The sequence below is a fragment of the Leeuwenhoekiella obamensis genome (assembly GCF_055391795.1).
The window spans coordinates 633052-652820 of sequence record NZ_AP029251.1; the positions used below are offsets into that span (position 1 = coordinate 633052).

General features: G+C 39.2%; 16 protein-coding genes and 5 tRNA genes. 20 read left to right on the plus strand and 1 reads right to left on the minus strand.

Annotation, left to right across the window (positions count from 1 at the left end; all coding sequences use genetic code 11):
- The first annotated feature begins 8 nt into the window (after positions 1-8).
- The 20 genes from ACZ5L8_RS02870 (at position 9) to ACZ5L8_RS02965 (ending at position 17628) form a co-directional block, all read left to right on the plus strand.
- Entirely contained in the window at positions 9-848 is an 840-nt protein-coding gene (locus tag ACZ5L8_RS02870) for a ComEA family DNA-binding protein (RefSeq protein ID WP_464439630.1), read from the plus strand.
- Positions 849-903: 55 nt separating this feature from the next.
- Entirely contained in the window at positions 904-2076 is a 1173-nt protein-coding gene (locus tag ACZ5L8_RS02875; RefSeq protein WP_464439632.1) for an acyl-CoA dehydrogenase family protein, read from the plus strand.
- 97 nt (positions 2077-2173) lie between these two features.
- Positions 2174-2368, plus strand: a complete 195-nt coding sequence (gene rpsU, locus ACZ5L8_RS02880) for a 30S ribosomal protein S21 (RefSeq protein WP_462598946.1) — start codon at positions 2174-2176, stop codon at positions 2366-2368.
- Between the two features lie 123 nt (positions 2369-2491).
- Positions 2492-3385, plus strand: a complete 894-nt coding sequence (locus tag ACZ5L8_RS02885) for a tyrosine-type recombinase/integrase (protein ID WP_464439633.1) — start codon at positions 2492-2494, stop codon at positions 3383-3385.
- A gap of 25 nt (positions 3386-3410) precedes the next feature.
- The gene (locus tag ACZ5L8_RS02890) at positions 3411-3707 is read left to right on the plus strand and encodes an HPF/RaiA family ribosome-associated protein (RefSeq protein ID WP_462598944.1); all 297 of its coding nucleotides are present in this window, start codon (positions 3411-3413) and stop codon (positions 3705-3707) included.
- Positions 3708-3816: 109 nt separating this feature from the next.
- Positions 3817-3890 (plus strand) — tRNA-Thr (locus tag ACZ5L8_RS02895).
- Positions 3891-3964: 74 nt separating this feature from the next.
- Positions 3965-4047 (plus strand) — tRNA-Tyr (locus ACZ5L8_RS02900).
- A gap of 78 nt (positions 4048-4125) precedes the next feature.
- Positions 4126-4198: transfer RNA gene (locus ACZ5L8_RS02905), tRNA-Gly, on the plus strand.
- A gap of 79 nt (positions 4199-4277) precedes the next feature.
- Positions 4278-4349: transfer RNA gene (locus ACZ5L8_RS02910), tRNA-Thr, on the plus strand.
- A 136-nt stretch (positions 4350-4485) separates the two neighbouring features.
- Positions 4486-5673, plus strand: coding sequence for an elongation factor Tu (gene tuf, locus ACZ5L8_RS02915; RefSeq protein ID WP_464439636.1), 1188 nt, complete (start codon positions 4486-4488; stop codon positions 5671-5673).
- A gap of 96 nt (positions 5674-5769) precedes the next feature.
- Positions 5770-5842 (plus strand) — tRNA-Trp (locus tag ACZ5L8_RS02920).
- Positions 5843-5924: 82 nt separating this feature from the next.
- Complete coding sequence (gene secE / locus ACZ5L8_RS02925; protein ID WP_462598942.1) at positions 5925-6122, plus strand: preprotein translocase subunit SecE; 198 nt, start codon at positions 5925-5927, stop codon at positions 6120-6122.
- Between the two features lie 9 nt (positions 6123-6131).
- Positions 6132-6686: a transcription termination/antitermination protein NusG gene (gene nusG, locus ACZ5L8_RS02930; RefSeq protein ID WP_462598941.1), complete on the plus strand. Its 555-nt coding sequence runs from the start codon at positions 6132-6134 to the stop codon at positions 6684-6686.
- A 72-nt stretch (positions 6687-6758) separates the two neighbouring features.
- A complete protein-coding gene (rplK, locus tag ACZ5L8_RS02935; RefSeq protein WP_462598940.1) occupies positions 6759-7196 on the plus strand; it encodes a 50S ribosomal protein L11 in 438 nt (145 codons plus the stop codon).
- Between the two features lie 18 nt (positions 7197-7214).
- Positions 7215-7913 carry a 50S ribosomal protein L1 gene (gene rplA / locus ACZ5L8_RS02940; protein WP_464439637.1) on the plus strand — a complete coding sequence of 233 codons (699 nt, stop codon included), beginning with the start codon at positions 7215-7217 and terminating at the stop codon, positions 7911-7913.
- Positions 7914-7925: 12 nt separating this feature from the next.
- A complete protein-coding gene (rplJ, locus tag ACZ5L8_RS02945; RefSeq protein WP_464439638.1) occupies positions 7926-8447 on the plus strand; it encodes a 50S ribosomal protein L10 in 522 nt (173 codons plus the stop codon).
- A 56-nt stretch (positions 8448-8503) separates the two neighbouring features.
- Positions 8504-8878, plus strand: coding sequence for a 50S ribosomal protein L7/L12 (gene rplL / locus ACZ5L8_RS02950; RefSeq protein WP_462598937.1), 375 nt, complete (start codon positions 8504-8506; stop codon positions 8876-8878).
- 197 nt (positions 8879-9075) lie between these two features.
- Positions 9076-12888, plus strand: a complete 3813-nt coding sequence (gene rpoB / locus ACZ5L8_RS02955; protein WP_464439640.1) for a DNA-directed RNA polymerase subunit beta — start codon at positions 9076-9078, stop codon at positions 12886-12888.
- 73 nt (positions 12889-12961) lie between these two features.
- On the plus strand, positions 12962-17263 hold the full coding sequence (gene rpoC / locus ACZ5L8_RS02960; protein WP_464439641.1) for a DNA-directed RNA polymerase subunit beta': 4302 nt from the start codon (positions 12962-12964) through the stop codon (positions 17261-17263).
- Positions 17264-17313: 50 nt separating this feature from the next.
- Positions 17314-17628, plus strand: a complete 315-nt coding sequence (locus tag ACZ5L8_RS02965) for a DUF3467 domain-containing protein (protein ID WP_462598934.1) — start codon at positions 17314-17316, stop codon at positions 17626-17628.
- 217 nt (positions 17629-17845) lie between these two features.
- On the opposite strand, the gene ACZ5L8_RS02970 is transcribed toward ACZ5L8_RS02965, so the two are convergent.
- Positions 17846-19435, minus strand: coding sequence for a peptide chain release factor 3 (locus ACZ5L8_RS02970; RefSeq protein ID WP_464439643.1), 1590 nt, complete (start codon positions 19433-19435; stop codon positions 17846-17848).
- Positions 19436-19769: the final 334 nt, after the last annotated feature.

Below are 19769 nucleotides of genomic sequence, written 5' to 3' on the forward strand. Positions count from 1 at the left end.
GCTTCGAAATGGATAAACGCCAACGAAGCGGGATTTTATTTTTAACGCTACTTATCATTATTGGTATTGTAGCACTTTACTTTCAGAATAGTGCTAGTTATTCTGTCGCTTCAGATGTTGAGGAGCTTGCCTTACGGCGAAAAATAGACAGCCTCAAACAATTAAAGTTAGCTGAAGTTAAAGACACTATTTATCCTTTTAATCCCAATTACATTACAGACTATCGCGGCTACACTTTAGGCATGAAGGTGGAAGAGATCGATAAGTTGCATGCTTTCCGCGAAAGCGATAAATGGATAAACTCTGCAGCAGATTTTCAAGAAGTAACTGGAGTGTCTGATTCTTTACTGGCTGCGATTTCTCCTTATTTTAAATTTCCAGATTGGGTAACTAACCCTAAACCTTCCTCAAAAAAGGAATGGTCAAAGAAAACTGTAGCTCAGAAGAAAGACCTAAACGCAGCAACAGCTGAAGATCTTAAAACCGTAGATGGTGTCACACAAGATTTGGCGCAAGCCATAATACAATACAGAGAGCGCTATAACGGATTTGCTGAGGATTTTCAATTATATGATGTTGACGGTTTGCCGGCAGAAGTCGTACGGGCGATTCGCGATGGGTTTACAGTAAAGACAAAACCAGAGGTAAAAAAGCTTAATGTGAATACGGCAAGCGCTTCAGATCTTTCGGTTTTGCCGTTTATGAATTATCGTCTTGCACGCGATATTGTAGATTATCGCAACTTACATGAAGGGATAGATTCTATCGCCCAACTCAAAAAAATACAAGGAATCACTCCGTTTACTTTTGATCGAATTAAACTATATTTGTTGACCGATCAAAGGTGATCCTTTACTTTGAAACTTACCAACCAAAGTATTTTTTAAACCCTAAAATTTGTCAATGAATAAGATGTTTTTTTCAGAAGAGCACAATCTCTTTAGAGAAAGCCTACGCGATTTTTTAAACAAAGAAGTTGCTCCGCACATAGATGCATGGGAGGAAGCTGGGAAGATAGATCGCTCAATTTGGAAGAAATTTGGAGATATGGGCTTCTTTGGCCTCGCTTATCCAGAAAGCTATGGTGGGCTTGATCTCGATATTTTTTATACCATTATATTTTTAGAAGAGTTGCAAAAAGTGCGCTCTGGTGGTTTTGCGGCTGCAATGTGGGCACACGCTTATCTTGCGATGACGCATCTTAACGCAGAAGGTGATGAGTATATAAAAAATACGTACCTCGCGCCAAGTATCGCTGGAGAAAAAATAGGTTGTCTTTGTATTACTGAGCCTTTCGGCGGAAGTGACGTAGCGGCGATGAGAAGTACGGCGGTTAAGAACGGTGATCATTACATTCTTAATGGTTCTAAAACCTTTATCACAAATGGAGTGTACAGCGATTATATGGTTGTCGCTGCTAAAACAGATCCAGAAAAAGGAAATAAAGGGATAAGCCTTTTTGTAGTAGATAGTAAAGAAGCTGGTGTAGCAGCCACAAAGTTGAATAAACTAGGCTGGAGAGCTTCAGATACCGGTGAGATCGCATTTACAGATGTAAAAGTTCCTGCAGAGAATCTTCTAGGTTCAGAAGGGCAAGGCTTTAGTTTTATCATGCAACATTTCGCCCTTGAGCGACTTATTATGGGTGTTAATGCGCATGCGCGTGCAGAATATGCGGTAGATTATATCTTAGGCTATATGAAGGAGCGCGAAGCATTTGGTAAAAAGCTTAACGAATTCCAAGCGCTACGTCATAAAGTGGTAGAGATGGTGAGCAAGGTAGAGATGTGCAAAACCTTTAATTATAACATCGCTTATAATATGGATAAAGGCGATTATGTAGTTAAGGAAGCGAGTATCTCAAAGCTTATGAGTACAAAAATGGCAGACGAGGTTATTTATGATGCGCTGCAATTATTAGGCGGTTATGGGTATATGGAAGATTATCCATTAGCAAGACTGTTTAGAGATAGTAGGCTAGGACCTATAGGCGGTGGTACATCTGAAATACTTAAAGAGATCATCGCAAAAATGGTTATAGATAATAAGACCTATAAACCAGCAACAGACAAATAATAAAAGATTTTAAAAATAAATTTAGTTAAGGTTTGCGTTCTGATAAAAAGGACTATCTTTGCGACCTTAAAAATCACAAAAGAAAGGAGGTAGCACTATGTTAATAATACCAGTAAAGGACGGAGAGAATATAGATAGAGCGCTAAAGCGTTTCAAGCGTAAGTTTGATCGTACAGGTACGATGCGTAAGCTTCGTGATCGTCAGCAGTTCACAAAACCTTCTGTGCAACGCAGAAGAGAAGTTCAAAAAGCTGCTTATATTCAGTCGCTTCGCGATCAAGAGAATATATAAGAATCCGTTCATTTCGCTTTAAGCGAGATCATTGGGATTTTTAACGAGAGACTAATCCTCTTTCAACATAATATTAAATCCGCTGTAGGGTATCCTTACAGCGGATTTTTTTATATTGTATCTATGCTACTTGATAAATTTATAGAGTATCTGCAGCTTGAGAAGCGTTACAGTGCGCATACGGTAAAGGCGTATGGTGATGATATAAATGCTTTTTTCGCTTTCGCGGAAGCTACGCATGGCACATTAAAACCTGCCGAGGTGAATTATTCAATGATCAGAAGCTGGATCGTGGATCTGGCTGAAAAAGATCTTAGCAATCGCAGTATAAATAGAAAAGTGTCTTCACTTAAATCATACTACAAATTTCTCCTAAAGATTGAAGAGGTAGAAATTTCGCCACTACAACAGCACAAATCATTTAAAATTAAGAAACGAGTAGACGCTCCTTTTTCTCAGGACGAAGTAGAGGAGGTGTTGCGAGATTTTGATAACGCAACAGATTTTTATAGCCTAAGAGATAAATTAATGATCGAGCTTTTTTATGGTACAGGAATGCGTCGTAGCGAGCTGATCAATCTTGAGGTTAATGATGTTGATTTTTCTAATCAAACTATTCGGGTTTTAGGAAAACGAAATAAAGAACGTTTAGTGCCTCTATTGCCATTTTTGAGAAAGACAATGCAGGTTTACCTAGAAGAGCGCAAAAAAGAGTGGGGAGAAACATCTACTAAAGCGATTTTGTTGTCTGATCGCGGTGCTAAAATGAATGATTCGCTTGTTTACCGAAAGATTAATGATTATTTTAGTAGGGTGTCTCATAAGGTTAAGAAGAGCCCGCATATGCTAAGACATACATTTGCGACGCACTTGCTTAACAATGGGGCAGATTTAAATGCTGTTAAAGAACTGCTTGGGCATTCTAGTCTTGCTGCTACTCAGGTTTACACACATAATACGATAGCGGGTTTAAGCCAGGTACACAAAGCTGCCCATCCTCGCGGTAAGAAACAGTGAATACTAACCCTTAATACATGTAGTTATGAAAGTAAATGTGCAAACACCCAACTTCATCGCTGATCAGAAACTAATTAATTTTGTTCAAAAGAAGCTAGACAAGCTAGAACAGTATTATGACAAGATAGTTTATGCTGATGTTTACATGAAAGTTCAAAAAACAAAGTCTAAAGAAAATAAGCTTGTGGAGATACTAGTGAGTGTTCCTGGAGATGAATTTATGGTAAAAAAGCAAGCAAAGACTTTTGAAGAGGGAGCAGACTGTTGTGCGCATTCGCTTGAGAGATTGCTACTTAAGAGAAAGCGAAAAATTAGCGCGTAAATTTTTTTAAAAAAAATCTTCGCGAAAGTTTTGTCAGAACCAAATTTGTTCTACATTTGCAGTCCGTTTGAAAAAGACGGGCTTTTTTATGAAAAAGAAAGCATAAAAAGCCGATGTAGCTCAGCTGGCTAGAGCAGCTGATTTGTAATCAGCAGGTCGTGGGTTCGAGTCCCTCCATCGGCTCTTTTTTAAAGCTTGAAAAAGCTTGCGCGGCGCACAGTCGAAGCGTTTTTTGAAATATTGAAAATTACCAATTCGGGGAGATACTCAAGCGGCCAACGAGGACAGACTGTAACTCTGTTGTCATTAGACTTCGCAGGTTCGAATCCTGCTCTCCCCACAAATTTTTTATTGTAATTCTTGTTTGGTTGTTTGTGTTGAATTTTTAATTTTGCACGCCTAAAAATAAGAATAAAATGCGGAAGTAGCTCAGTTGGTAGAGCGTCAGCCTTCCAAGCTGAATGTCGCCGGTTCGAACCCGGTCTTCCGCTCTGATTTTTTCAGGGTGTAAATCCTGAAAATAACGAGTGCAATTCCTTTTTCCTTTTTAGGAAATGAAGAATTCTTTACGCCGACGTAGCTCAGGGGTAGAGCGTTTCCTTGGTAAGGAAGAGGCCACGGGTTCAAATCCCGTCGTTGGCTCAAAAACTTTGAATAAAGTTGTTTTAATAACGGGTGTGTATAACGCTCGTTTTTGGTGTATCCAGAAACTCGTGCTACTCCATCCGGCTTTAAAATTGAACACTAATATATAACTAAGATTAAAATCATTTAAATCATGGCAAAGGAAACTTTTGATCGTTCCAAACCCCACTTAAATATTGGTACTATTGGACACGTAGATCACGGTAAAACCACTTTGACTGCTGCAATTACTACTGTACTTGCAAACGCAGGTCTTTCTGAGCTTCGTAGCTTTGACTCTATTGACAACGCTCCTGAAGAAAAAGAAAGAGGTATTACAATTAACACTTCTCACGTAGAGTATCAAACAGCTAACCGTCACTACGCACACGTTGACTGTCCAGGTCACGCGGATTACGTAAAGAACATGGTAACTGGTGCTGCTCAGATGGACGGTGCTATCCTTGTTGTTGCTGCGACTGATGGTCCTATGCCACAAACTCGTGAGCACATCCTTCTTGGTCGTCAGGTAGGTATTCCTCGTATCGTTGTATTCATGAATAAAGTGGATATGGTTGATGATGAAGAGCTTCTTGAGTTAGTTGAGATGGAAGTACGCGATCTTCTTAGCTTCTACGAGTATGATGGTGATAATGGTCCTGTTGTACAAGGTTCTGCTCTAGGTGCGCTTAACGGTGAGCAAAAATGGGTTGATAAAGTTATGGAGCTTATGGAAGCTGTTGATAACTGGATCGAAGAGCCAACTCGTGAGGTTGATAAGCCATTCCTTATGCCAATCGAAGATGTATTCTCTATTACTGGTCGTGGTACTGTAGCAACTGGTCGTATTGAAACTGGTGTTGCAAATACTGGAGATCCTGTTGAGATCATCGGTATGGGTGCTGAGAAACTTACTTCTACTATTACTGGTGTTGAGATGTTTCGTAAGATCCTTGATCGCGGTGAAGCTGGTGATAACGTAGGTATCCTTCTACGTGGTATTGATAAGGCTCAGATCTCTCGTGGTATGGTAATTACTAAGCCAGGATCTGTAACTCCTCACAAAAAATTCAAAGCTGAGGTTTATATCCTTAAGAAAGAAGAAGGTGGTCGTCACACTCCATTCCATAACAACTACCGTCCACAGTTCTACGTACGTACAACTGACGTGACTGGTAACATCGCACTTCCTGATGGTGTAGAGATGGTAATGCCAGGTGATAACCTTACTATTACTGTAGATTTGATTCAGCCTATCGCGCTTAACTTAGGTTTACGTTTCGCTATCCGTGAAGGTGGTAGAACAGTAGGTGCAGGTCAGGTTACTGAAATCCTAGACTAATCACAGTTTTATAAAGATACCGAGTTAAGGCGTTCGCTGCGGCGGTCGCCTTGACTTGTATAATCGACCAGATGTAATGTGTGGTCGATTTAATTTACGGGTTTAGCTCAGTTGGTAGAGCACTGGTCTCCAAAACCAGGTGTCGGGAGTTCGAGCCTCTCAACCCGTGCAGAGTATTTGCCTTGCGGCAAAAAGTATAAAATCTTAGAAAATTTGGGCTTGACCCAGAATATCTGAAAATATTAATAAGTATGGCTGGATTGATTAATTACCTGCAAGAGTCTTATAACGAGCTTAAAAATCACGTTACCTGGACACCGCTGAATGAAGCGCAAAGGTTGACTGTGGTGGTTGCTGTATTCTCTATTCTTTTCGCACTTGCTGTGTGGGGTGTAGATATGGTATTTGGCCGTCTTATTGAAGGGTATTTTGATCTAATGGGAGCTTAAGGTATAGTTATGGCAAAAACTGAAACCAAAAAGCACTGGTATGTTGTAAGAGCTGTTAGTGGGCAGGAGAACAAAGTTAAAGGTTATATTGAGCAAGAGGTTGCTAGATTTAATCTTGAAGACTATGTTGATCAGGTCTTAGTTCCTACAGAAAAGGTCGTGCAAATACGTAATGGTAAAAAAGTAAATAAGGAAAGAGTTTATTTTCCTGGATATATAATGGTGAATGCTAACCTAGGGGGTGAAGTAGCTCACATTATTAAGTCTATTAATGGAGTTATAGGTTTTCTTGGTGAGGTAAAAGGAGGGGATCCTGTACCGCTTAGAAAGTCTGAAGTTAACCGTATGTTAGGAAAGGTTGATGAGCTTGCAGTTAAGACTGATAATGTAGCTATACCTTTTGTGTTAGGTGAAACTATTAAAGTTATAGATGGTCCTTTCAATGGTTTTAATGGAACTGTGGAGAAGATCAACGAAGAAAAGCGCAAGCTTGAGGTGATGGTTAAGATTTTTGGAAGAAAGACGCCTCTTGAGCTTAGCTACATGCAAGTTGAGAAAGTATAAATGTTACGCTTTATAGATTAGATATCGTTCTTCTGCTTCCACTTAAGAGCATATCAAACTAAATTTTTAAAAATGGCAAAAGAAGTAAGTAAGGTTGTAAAGTTGCAAGTTAGGGGAGGGGCCGCAAACCCATCTCCACCTGTAGGTCCAGCTTTAGGTGCTGCCGGTGTAAACATCATGGAGTTCTGTAAGCAATTTAATGCTAGAACTCAAGATAAAGCTGGTAAGGTACTTCCTGTTGTTATCACCGTTTATGGAGATAAGTCGTTTGACTTTGTTGTTAAAACTCCTCCAGCGGCAGTTCAGTTGATGGAAGCAGCCAAAATTAAAGGAGGTTCAGGTGAGCCTAACCGTAAGAAGGTTGCAAGTGTTAGCTGGGATCAGATCAGGAATATTGCTGAAGACAAAATGCCAGATCTTAATGCATTTACCGTAGAGAGCGCTATGAAAATGGTTGCTGGTACTGCAAGATCAATGGGTATAACCGTAAAAGGACAAGCTCCTTTTTAATTGAAAAAAGCATTTGAAATGGCAAGATTGACAAAAAAGCAAAAAGAAGCAAACGGTAAAGTAGAGGCTGGTAAAGCTTATACTCTAGCTGAAGCTTCCTCTTTGATCAAAGAAATCTCTAGCGTTAACTTTGACCCTTCAGTAGATCTAGCGGTTAGATTAAATGTGGATCCACGTAAAGCTAACCAAATGGTTCGTGGTGTAGTAACTCTACCTCACGGTACAGGTAAGGATGTAAAAGTTCTTGCTCTTGTGACTCCAGATAAAGAAGCTGAGGCTAAAGAAGCTGGTGCAGATTTCGTAGGTCTTGATGAGTATCTTGATAAGATCAAAGGTGGATGGACTGATGTAGATGTTATCATCACAATGCCTAGCGTAATGGGTAAATTAGGTCCTCTAGGTAGAGTATTAGGTCCTCGTGGCTTAATGCCAAACCCTAAGACTGGTACTGTTACTATGGATATCGCAAAAGCGGTAAGTGATGTTAAAGCTGGTAAAATTGACTTTAAAGTTGATAAAACCGGGATTGTACACGCAGCTATAGGTAAAGCATCTTTCGAAGCTGATAAAATTGCAGCTAACGCGAAAGAACTAATAACCACATTGGTGAAATTGAAGCCTCAAGCGGCAAAAGGTGTTTACATTAAAAGTATTTATATGTCAAGCACAATGAGCCCTAGTGTAGAGGTAGATTCAAAACGTTTCGCTGAGCAGTAAATAGACGATATCATGACAAGAGAAGAAAAAGCACAAGTAATCGAAAATTTAACTGCACAGTTAGCCGATACTACTAATATTTATTTGGCAGATATCTCAGGATTGAATGCAGATGCAACTTCAAGGTTGCGTAGAGCATGCTTCAAAGCTGGTATACAACTGTCTGTGGTTAAAAATACATTGCTTGCAAAAGCAATGGAAAGCTCAGAAAAGGATTTTGGTGAATTACCTACAACTCTTAAAGGTAATACTTCAATCATGCTTTCTGAGGTAGGGAATGCGCCTGCAAAAGTTATCCAGGAGTTCCGTAAGAAGTCTGATAAACCACTTCTTAAGGGAGCTTTCATTGAAGAAGCAATTTACGTAGGAGATGATCAGCTAGAAGCTCTAGCTAACATCAAATCTCGTGAAGAGCTTATTGGAGACGTTATTAGTCTTCTTCAATCTCCTGCTAAGAACGTTATTAGCGGTCTTAAGTCTGGTGGAGGTAAACTTGCGGGAATCCTTAAAACCCTTTCTGAGAAAGAAGGTTAAAATAGTACGCACTCAAATTTTTATATAACAAAACAATTTTTTTAAAACGATAGAAAATGGCAGATCTTAAAGAATTCGCAGAACAATTGGTTAACCTAACTGTAAAAGAAGTTAATGAGTTAGCTGATATCCTTAAAGAAGAGTATGGCATCGAGCCAGCTGCTGCTGCAGTTGCTGTTGCTGGTGGCGCTGCTGCTGGTGGTGAAGCTGCTGAAGAGCAAACTGAATTTGATGTAATCCTTAAAGCTGCTGGTGGTTCTAAACTAGCTGTAGTTAAGCTTGTAAAAGAATTAACTGGTGCAGGTCTTAAGGATGCTAAAGACCTTGTAGATAACGCTCCATCTCCAATCAAAGAAGGTGTTGCTAAAGATGAGGCTGAAGCGATCAAAGCTCAACTAGAAGAAGCTGGTGCAGAGGTTGAGCTTAAGTAAGCTCTAACTCAATAAATACAAAGGTTTAGGTCTTTCTGAATTGCTCAGATTGACCTAAACCATTTGTCGTATATAAGATTTACGTTAAATCTTAGTTGCGACACCAAGTTAAGATTGTCGATCGAGACAACCGATCCCTTTCCAACATTAAGGTGTTGGACTTTTAAAAACAAATAATCAAATTCCGTTCGTTGAAGATGCAAGTAAAACAAGCTGAAAGACTGAATTTCTCTTCTATAAAGAATAGACCTGACTATCCAGATTTCTTGGATATCCAGATCAAGTCCTTCCAGGATTTCTTTCAATTAGAGACCAAGTCTGAAGAAAGAGGGAACGAGGGTTTATATAACACCTTCCTAGAAAACTTCCCCATCACGGATACCCGTAACAACTTTGTTCTAGAATTTCTAGATTACTTCGTAGATCCTCCACGTTACTCTATCCAAGAGTGTATTGAGAGAGGTCTTACATATAGCGTACCATTAAAAGCGCGACTTAAACTTTACTGTACAGATGAAGAGCATGAAGACTTCGAGACTATTGTACAGGACGTTTATTTAGGTACAATTCCTTACATGACTCCTAGTGGTACTTTTGTTATCAACGGTGCAGAGCGTGTAGTTGTATCACAGTTACACAGATCTCCAGGTGTATTCTTCGGTCAGTCTTTTCATGCAAATGGTACTAAGCTATATTCTGCAAGAGTAATTCCTTTTAAAGGTTCTTGGATTGAATTTGCTACTGATATCAATAGCGTGATGTATGCTTACATCGACAGAAAGAAAAAGTTACCGGTTACTACACTTTTCCGTGCGATCGGGTTTGAGAGAGATAAAGATATCTTAGAGATCTTTGACCTTGCAGAAGAGGTTAAAGTTTCAAAAACCGGACTTAAAAAATATTTAGGAAGAAAACTTGCTGCACGTGTACTGAACACATGGCATGAGGACTTCGTGGATGAAGATACAGGTGAAGTTGTATCTATCGAGCGTAACGAGATCGTTCTTGATCGTGATACTATCTTAGAGAAAGAGCACGTAGATGAGATCCTTGACGCTGGCGCGAAAACTATCCTTATTCATAAAGAGGATAACTTGCAAGCTGATTATGCGATCATCCACAACACACTACAAAAAGATCCTACTAACTCTGAAAAAGAGGCAGTAGAGCATATATATCGTCAATTACGTAATGCAGAGCCGCCAGATGAGGAAACTGCACGTGGTATTATTGACAAATTATTCTTTAGTGATCAGCGTTACAACTTAGGTGAAGTTGGTCGTTATAGAATGAACAAGAAATTAGGTCTTGAGATCGGTATGGAAGAGCAAGTGCTTACCAAACTTGATATCATTACCATTGTAAAATATCTTATCGAGTTGATCAACTCTAAGGCTGAGATCGATGATATTGATCACCTTTCTAACCGTCGTGTACGTACAGTAGGTGAGCAGTTGTCTACTCAGTTTGGTGTTGGTTTAGCTCGTATGGCACGTACCATCCGTGAGAGAATGAATGTTAGAGATAACGAGGTATTTACTCCTATTGATTTGATCAATGCGAAGACATTATCTTCAGTTATCAATTCATTCTTTGGTACAAACCAGCTTTCTCAGTTTATGGACCAAACTAACCCACTTGCAGAGATCACGCATAAGCGTCGTTTATCTGCACTAGGGCCTGGTGGTCTTTCTCGAGAGCGTGCAGGTTTTGAGGTTCGTGACGTACACTATACACACTACGGTCGTCTTTGTCCTATTGAAACTCCTGAAGGTCCAAACATTGGTCTTATTTCTTCTTTGGCTGTATACGCCAAAGTAAATAACATGGGCTTCATAGAGACTCCTTACCGTAAGGTTGAAGATGGTAAAGTTGATCTTTCAACTACACCACAGTATCTAAGTGCAGAGGAAGAAGAAGGAATGTTGATTGCGCAAGCAAACAACGAAATGGATGATGCTGGTAAAATTGAAGATGAGAAAGTAATTGCTCGTATGGAAGGTGACTTCCCGGTAGTAGAGCCAGATCAGGTTCACTATGCGGATGTATCGCCTAACCAAATCGCATCTATCTCGGCATCACTTATTCCTTTCTTGGAGCATGATGATGCTAACCGTGCTTTGATGGGATCAAACATGATGCGTCAGGCAGTACCATTGCTTAGAGTTGATTCTCCTATCGTAGGAACAGGTCTTGAGCGTCAGGTTGCGTCTGATTCACGTGTACTTATCAATGCAGAAGGAGATGGTGAAGTAGAATATGTAGATGCAAACGAGATCACTATCAAGTATGACCGTACTGACGATGAGCGTATGGTAAGCTTTGATGGAGATAGCAAAACGTATCAACTTATCAAATTCCGTAAGACAAACCAAGGTACTTCAATTAACCTTAAACCTATCGTTAGAAAAGGTGACAGAGTTAAGAAAGGTCAGGTTCTATGTCAAGGATATGCAACAGAGGCTGGAGAGCTTGCTCTAGGTCGTAACATGAAAGTGGCCTTCATGCCATGGAAAGGTTACAACTTTGAGGATGCGATCGTGATCTCAGAAAAAGTTGTAAGAGATGATATCTTTACTTCTATTCACGTAGATGAGTATTCTCTAGATGTAAGAGATACTAAGCTAGGTAATGAAGAATTAACAAACGATATACCAAACGTTTCAGAAGAGGCTACTAAAGACCTTGATGAATTTGGTATGATCCGTATTGGTGCAGAAGTTAAACCTGGTGATATCCTTATTGGTAAAATCACCCCTAAAGGTGAATCAGATCCTACACCAGAAGAAAAATTACTTCGTGCGATCTTTGGTGACAAAGCTGGTGATGTAAAAGATGCTTCTTTAAAAGCTTCTCCTTCACTACGCGGTGTTGTAATTGACAAAAAACTTTTCGCAAGAGCGATAAAAGATAAGCGCAAGCGTGCAAAAGATAAAGAAGATATCGCACAGCTTGAAGCAGAATATGATGTGAAATTTGATGAGCTTAAAGACAAGCTAGTTGACAAGTTATTCCAACTCGTAAACGGTAAAACCGCTCAAGGTGTTAAGAATGATCTAGGTGAAGAGATCCTGCCAAAAGGTAAGAAATTCACACTTAAGATGCTTAACGCTGTAGAAGATTACACGCATTTAACTGCTGGTACTTGGACAACAGATGATGCAACTAATATTTTAATTGCAGATCTATTACACAACTACCGTATTAAAGAAAATGATCTTCAAGGTAACTTACGTCGTGAGAAGTTTACTATCTCTGTAGGAGATGAACTTCCTGCAGGTGTTATCAAACTTGCTAAGGTTTATGTTGCTAAAAAGCGTAAACTTAAAGTAGGTGATAAGATGGCGGGACGTCACGGTAACAAAGGTATCGTAGCGCGTATCGTTCGTCAGGAAGATATGCCATTCTTAGAAGATGGAACTCCAGTGGATATCGTATTGAACCCACTAGGTGTACCTTCTCGTATGAACATCGGTCAGATTTATGAAACTGTACTAGGATGGGCTGGTCAAAAGCTAGGTCAGAAGTATGCGACTCCTATTTTTGATGGTGCTTCATTAGATCAAATCAATGAATTGACAGACAAAGCTGGTATCCCACGTTTCGGTCACACGCATCTTTATGATGGTGGTACTGGTGAGCGTTTTGATCAAGCTGCAACTGTAGGTGTGATTTACATGCTTAAGCTAGGTCACATGGTTGATGATAAGATGCACGCACGTTCTATAGGTCCTTACTCATTGATCACGCAGCAACCGCTAGGTGGTAAAGCACAATTTGGTGGTCAGCGTTTTGGTGAGATGGAGGTATGGGCACTTGAAGCTTATGGAGCATCAAGTACACTACGTGAGATCTTAACAGTTAAGTCTGATGATGTGATAGGTCGTGCTAAAACTTACGAAAGTATTGTAAAAGGAGAGCCAATGCCAGAGCCTGGTCTTCCAGAATCTTTCAACGTATTGATGCATGAACTTAAGGGTCTAGGTCTGGATATCCGCCTAGAAGATTAAGGAGCAGTTTATTTCGCTTAAAGCGAAAACAATTCTGATCCAATAACAAAAATAATTTTCGACATAAGTTATTATGGCTAGAAATATAAATAAAACTGAGGTTAAGAGATTTAATAAGATCTCTATAGGGTTAGCATCACCAGAGTCGATCTTGGCTGAGTCACGTGGTGAGGTTTTAAAACCTGAAACGATCAACTATCGTACGCACAAGCCTGAGCGTGATGGTCTTTTCTGTGAGCGTATCTTTGGTCCTGTAAAGGATTATGAGTGTGCTTGTGGTAAGTATAAGCGTATCCGCTATAAGGGTATTGTTTGCGACCGTTGTGGTGTAGAGGTGACTGAAAAGAAAGTGCGTCGCGACCGTGTGGGCCACATTAACCTCGTGGTTCCTGTAGCACACATCTGGTATTTTAGAAGTTTACCTAACAAGATAGGATATCTTCTAGGTCTTCCTTCTAAGAAGCTGGATATGATCATTTACTATGAAAGGTATGTGGTTATACAGCCAGGTGCTGCTAAAAACGCTGAAGGTGATGCATTGCAAAAAATGGATTTCCTTACAGAGGAAGAGTATCTTGATATTCTAGAGACGCTTCCACAAGAAAATATGTATCTGGAAGATAGCGATCCTAACAAGTTTATCGCTAAGATGGGTGCAGAGTGTTTAATTGAGTTGTTAAGAAGAATTAATCTTAACGAACTTTCTTATGACTTGCGCCATAAAGCAAATAACGAAACTTCTAAGCAACGTAAAACTGAAGCGCTTAAGCGTCTTCAAGTTGTAGAAGCACTTCGTGATGCTAACAAAAACCGTGAGAATTTACCAGAATGGATGATCATGAAGGTGGTTCCTGTAATTCCGCCAGAATTACGTCCACTTGTACCACTAGATGGTGGTCGTTTTGCGACTTCAGATCTTAATGATTTGTACCGTCGTGTGATCATTCGTAACAACCGTTTGAAGCGTTTGATGGAAATCAAAGCTCCAGAGGTAATCTTGCGTAATGAGAAGCGTATGCTTCAAGAAGCTGTAGATTCATTGTTTGATAACACTCGTAAATCTTCAGCGGTTAAAACAGATTCTAACAGACCATTAAAGTCACTTTCTGACTCACTTAAAGGTAAGCAAGGACGTTTCCGTCAAAACCTTCTTGGTAAGCGTGTTGATTATTCTGCACGTTCGGTAATCGTTGTTGGACCTGAGTTGAAGCTATATGAGTGTGGTCTCCCTAAGGATATGGCAGCTGAGCTTTACAAGCCTTTTGTGATCAGAAAATTGATCGAAAGAGGTATTGTGAAAACAGTAAAGTCTGCTAAAAAGATAATAGACAAAAAAGAGCCTGTAGTTTGGGATATCTTGGAGAACGTTCTTAAAGGACATCCAGTACTTCTAAACCGTGCTCCTACGCTTCACCGTCTAGGTATTCAGGCTTTCCAGCCAAAACTTATAGAAGGTAAGGCGATACAGCTTCACCCATTAGTGTGTACTGCATTTAACGCAGACTTTGATGGTGACCAGATGGCGGTTCACCTTCCACTAGGACCTGAAGCTATTTTGGAAGCTCAGTTATTGATGCTTGCATCTCATAACATTCTTAACCCGGCTAACGGTGCTCCTATTACTGTACCTTCTCAGGATATGGTACTTGGTCTTTACTATATGACCAAAGAGCGTAAGTCTAGCGAATCGCACAAAGTAAAAGGTGAGGGTATCACTTTCTACAGTGCAGAGGAAGTTGTGATCGCACACAATCAAAAGATTGTAGACATCAATGCTGGTGTTAAGATCCGTACTAAAGACTTTAATGAGAATGGTGAATTAGTTTATCAGATCGTTGAAACTACAGTAGGTCGTGTGTTATTTAACGAAGCTGTTCCAGAAGAAGCAGGTTATATCAACGAGGTATTGACTAAAAAGTCACTTCGTGATGTAATTGCTAGAATCTTAAAACTTACAAACGTTCCAAGAACTGCAGAGTTCTTAGATGATATTAAAGGCTTAGGTTACAAATTTGCATTCCAAGGTGGTCTTTCTTTCTCTTTAGGAGATATTATTATCCCAGAAGAAAAGCATACACTTATTGAAGAAGCAAATGGTCAGGTAGACGGTATTATGTCTAGCTACAACATGGGTCTTATTACAAACACTGAGCGTTACAACCAGGTGATTGATGTATGGACTTCTACTAACGCAATGCTTACTGAGCTTGCAATGAAGAGAATTCGTGAAGATCAACAAGGGTTTAACTCAGTATTCATGATGCTTGACTCTGGTGCGAGGGGATCTAAAGAACAGATCCGTCAGTTAACAGGTATGCGTGGCCTTATGGCTAAACCAAAGAAATCTAACGATGGTGGTGGAGCAATTATTGAAAACCCGATTCTTTCTAACTTTAAAGAAGGTCTTTCAATTCTTGAATACTTTATCTCTACTCACGGTGCACGTAAAGGTCTAGCGGATACGGCTCTTAAAACTGCAGATGCGGGTTACTTAACTCGTCGTCTTGTAGATGTTTCTCAGGATGTTATTGTAAATAGCGTTGACTGTGGTACATTAAGAGGTGTTGAAGTTGCTGCTCTTAAGAAGAACGAAGAGATCGTTGAAACTCTTAGTGCAAGAATCATCGGTAGAATTTCTCTTAATGATGTAATTAACCCATTAAATGGTGAAGTGCTTGCTGAAGCTGGTGCTGAAATTACTGAAGAGATCGCAGATACTATCGCTAAGGCGCCTATTGAGACTGTAGAAGTACGTTCTCCACTTACATGTGAGGCTAAGAAAGGTATTTGTGCTAAGTGTTACGGTCGTAACCTTGCTACAAATAAGATGGTTCAAGCCGGTGAAGCTGTTGGTGTAGTTGCTGCACAGTCAATTGGAGAACCAGGTACTCAGCTTACGCTACGTACGTTCCACGTAGGTGGTGTTGCGGGTAACATCTCTGAAGAAAATAAAGTAATCTCTAAGTTTGATGGTGTTCTTGAATTTGAAGATCTTAAAACTGTAGAAGGTGAAGATAACGAAGGTAACAAGGCACAGATCGTAATTTCAAGAACATCTGAAGCTAAGATCGTAGATGCTAAAACAGGTATTCTTCTAAGTACAAACAACATTCCTTACGGTTCTACTTTATTCATGAAAGAAGGAGCTAAAGTTTCTAAAGGTGATGTTGTATGTCAGTGGGATCCATTTAATGGTGTGATCATATCAGAATTTGCTGGTAAGATCAAGTACGAAAATGTTGAGCAAGGTGTTACTTATCAGGTTGAAACTGATGAGCAAACAGGATTCCAAGAAAAGGTTATCTCAGAATCTCGTAACAAACGTATGATCCCAACACTTCACATTGTGGGAAGTAAAGGTGATGTAATACGTTCTTACAACTTACCTGTAGGTGCTCACCTTATGGTAGATGATGAAGAGAAGATCAAGATTGGTAAGATCCTTGTTAAGATACCTCGTAAGTCTGCTAAGGCGGGTGATATTACTGGTGGTCTTCCACGTGTAACAGAATTGTTTGAAGCACGTAACCCATCAAACCCAGCTGTAGTAAGTGAGATCGATGGTGTTGTTTCATTCGGTAAGATCAAGCGTGGTAACCGTGAGATCATTGTAGAGTCTAAACTAGGTGAGGTTAAGAAATATCTTGTTAAGCTTTCTAACCAGATCCTTGTTCAAGAAAATGACTTCGTAAGAGCGGGTATGCCATTATCTGATGGTTCTATCACTCCTAACGATATCCTTTCTATCAAAGGTCCATCAGCGGTACAGCAATATCTTGTAAATGAAGTACAGGAAGTTTACCGTCTACAAGGGGTGAAGATCAACGATAAGCACTTTGAAGTAGTTGTGCGTCAAATGATGCGTAAAGTACAAATTCAGGATTCTGGAGATACTATCTTCCTAGAAAACCAACTTGTACATAAAGATGATTTCATTGAAGAAAACGATGAGATCTTCGGAATGAAGGTAGTAGAAGATGCTGGTGATAGCGAAACTCTTAAACCAGGACAGATCATCTCGGCACGTGACTTACGTGATGAGAATTCTATCTTGAGAAGAGAGGATAAGAATCTTGTAACTGCAAGAGAAGCTGTTCCTGCAACTGCAACTCCTATACTTCAAGGTATCACTAGAGCATCACTACAGACTAAGTCATTTATCTCTGCTGCGTCGTTCCAGGAAACTACTAAAGTTCTTAACGAAGCTGCTGTAAGCGGTAAAATCGATGATCTAGAAGGTCTTAAAGAGAATGTAATTGTTGGTCATAGAATTCCGGCAGGTACTGGTCTTCGTCGCTACGATAATATTATCGTGGGTAGCAAGGCAGAACTTGAAGAGCTCAATGCCGCAAGGGAAGAAGTTAATTTTAACTAGAATATATATCACCCATCAAATTTTGATGGGTGATTTTTTATACAATAAATATGGCCGAAGACAATAAAAGTAAACAAGGGCAGATCAATATAGAACTTGATGAAAATATGGCACAAGGAGAGTATAGCAACCTTGCGATCATTAATCATTCGGTTTCTGAATTTGTGGTTGATTTTATAAATATTATGCCTGGTACGCCAAAAAGTAAAGTGAAGTCAAGAATCATTCTTACTCCACAACATGCAAAACGACTTGCAAAAGCGTTGCAGGAAAATATCAAGAGATTTGAGAGCGCTCATGGCGAAATCAAAGATTACGAGAAACAGCCCATTCCATTAAATTTTGGACCAACGGGTCAGGCCTAAAAATTATAAAGAAACCTCTGAGAAATCAGAGGTTTTTTATTGTCTAATATTTAGATTTTAGCGGTATAGAAAAATATTATTTAAAATTACAATGCTATAATAATATATTATTATTTTAATTTTTACGGCCTTTTAAGATAAGCTTTTAGCGCATTAAATAAAAAAGCCAACACTTTATGTGTTGGCTTTTCTTATATGCTCTTAAATCGTCTTATTTCTATTTAAATTCAGAAACAGAGTGCAATTTTACATTCGGGAACTTTTGTTCTGTCATTTGAAGAGTGAACATAGAATCCGCTAGAAATACAAGTTGACCTTTTTTATCTTTTGCCATGTATTTTTGCTTCACGCGTAAAAACTCCTTGAATTCTTCACTCTTAGGATCTTTGGGTTCAACCCAACAGGCCTTATGTACATTTAATGGTTCGTATGTACATTTTGCGCCATATTCATGTTCTAATCTATATTGAATAACTTCATATTGAAGCGCTCCTACGGTTCCTATAACTTTTCTTCCGTTAAGCTCAAGTGTAAATAATTGCGCAACTCCTTCATCCATAAGCTGATCAATTCCCTTCTCTAATTGCTTAGATTTCATAGGATCAGCATTGTTAATGTATCTAAAGTGCTCTGGTGAGAAGGAAGGAATTCCTTTATAATTAAGTTCTTCACCTGAGGTTAGTGTATCACCAATTTTGAAGTTTCCTGTATCGTGCAATCCTACGATATCTCCTGGGTATGATACATCTACAATTTCTTTTCGCTCAGCGAAAAACGCATTAGGACTACTAAATTTTAAATTCTTGCCGTGTCTAACGTGTAAATACGGTTTGTTTCTTTCAAACTTACCGCTCACAATTTTCACAAATGCTAGTCTGTCACGGTGTTTAGGATCCATATTTGCGTGTATCTTGAATACAAATCCGCTAAACTCATTTTCCTCAGGTTTTACTAATCTTTCGGCACTTTCTTTAGGGCGTGGAGGAGGAGCAATGCTGATAAAACAGTCTAGTAATTCTCTAACCCCGAAGTTATTAAGAGCTGATCCAAAAAATACCGGATGTTGCTCTGCTGTAAGGTAATCTTGTCTGTCAAAATCAGGATAAACACCTTGAACGAGCTCCAATTCATCGCGAAGGTTTTTCGCGGAAGCGCCACCAATAAGTTTATCTAATTCTGGACTAGAAAGATCTTGAATCTCAATGGTTTCCTCTATGTTTTTCTTGCTATCGCCACTGAAAAGATTTACATTTTTTTCCCAGATATTGTAAATACCTTTAAAGTCATATCCCATCCCAATAGGGAAACTAAGTGGTGTAACGCTAAGTCCTAATTTTTGCTCGATCTCATCAAGAAGTTCAAAGGCATCTTTACCTTCTCTATCTAATTTATTGATAAAAACGATCATAGGTATCTTGCGCATACGGCAAACTTCAACAAGCTTTTCGGTCTGTTCCTCAACACCTTTTGCAACGTCAATTACAACAATTACACTATCTACAGCAGTAAGAGTTCTAAAGGTATCTTCAGCAAAATCTTTGTGTCCAGGAGTATCAAGAATATTGATCTTAATGTCTTTATATTCAAAGGCTAATACAGATGTAGCAACAGAGATACCACGCTGGCGTTCAATCTCCATAAAGTCACTAGTAGCGCCTTTTTTGATCTTGTTTGATTTAACCGCTCCGGCTTCCTGAATCGCTCCTCCAAAGAGAAGTAGCTTTTCAGTTAATGTTGTTTTACCAGCATCTGGGTGAGAGATGATACCAAAGGTCCTTCTCTTTTGTATTTCTTTAGATAAACTCATGCGAAAATTTGTGGGTGCAAATATATTTTAAATCTCTGTAATAGAGTTTCTTCTTTTACGCGTAATTACACGTAGGATTTGTCCTAAGATTTAAGATGAAATTAATCGTTTTATGTAGGAATTGAGTAATTACTAGTTAAAAATGTGTATTTTGCCGACGCTTTAGCGCATATGGGCTAAAAGCTTGTTTATAAGTGCCTTGCAATGCTTCATCATGAGTATATTTGTCATGCCCAACTTGAACAATATTTATAATTCATTACTTCAGTAGAACTGACCATTCTATAAATGTAATGCTGTATAATTATGGTTTTAGAGGGCCTTCTTTATGTAG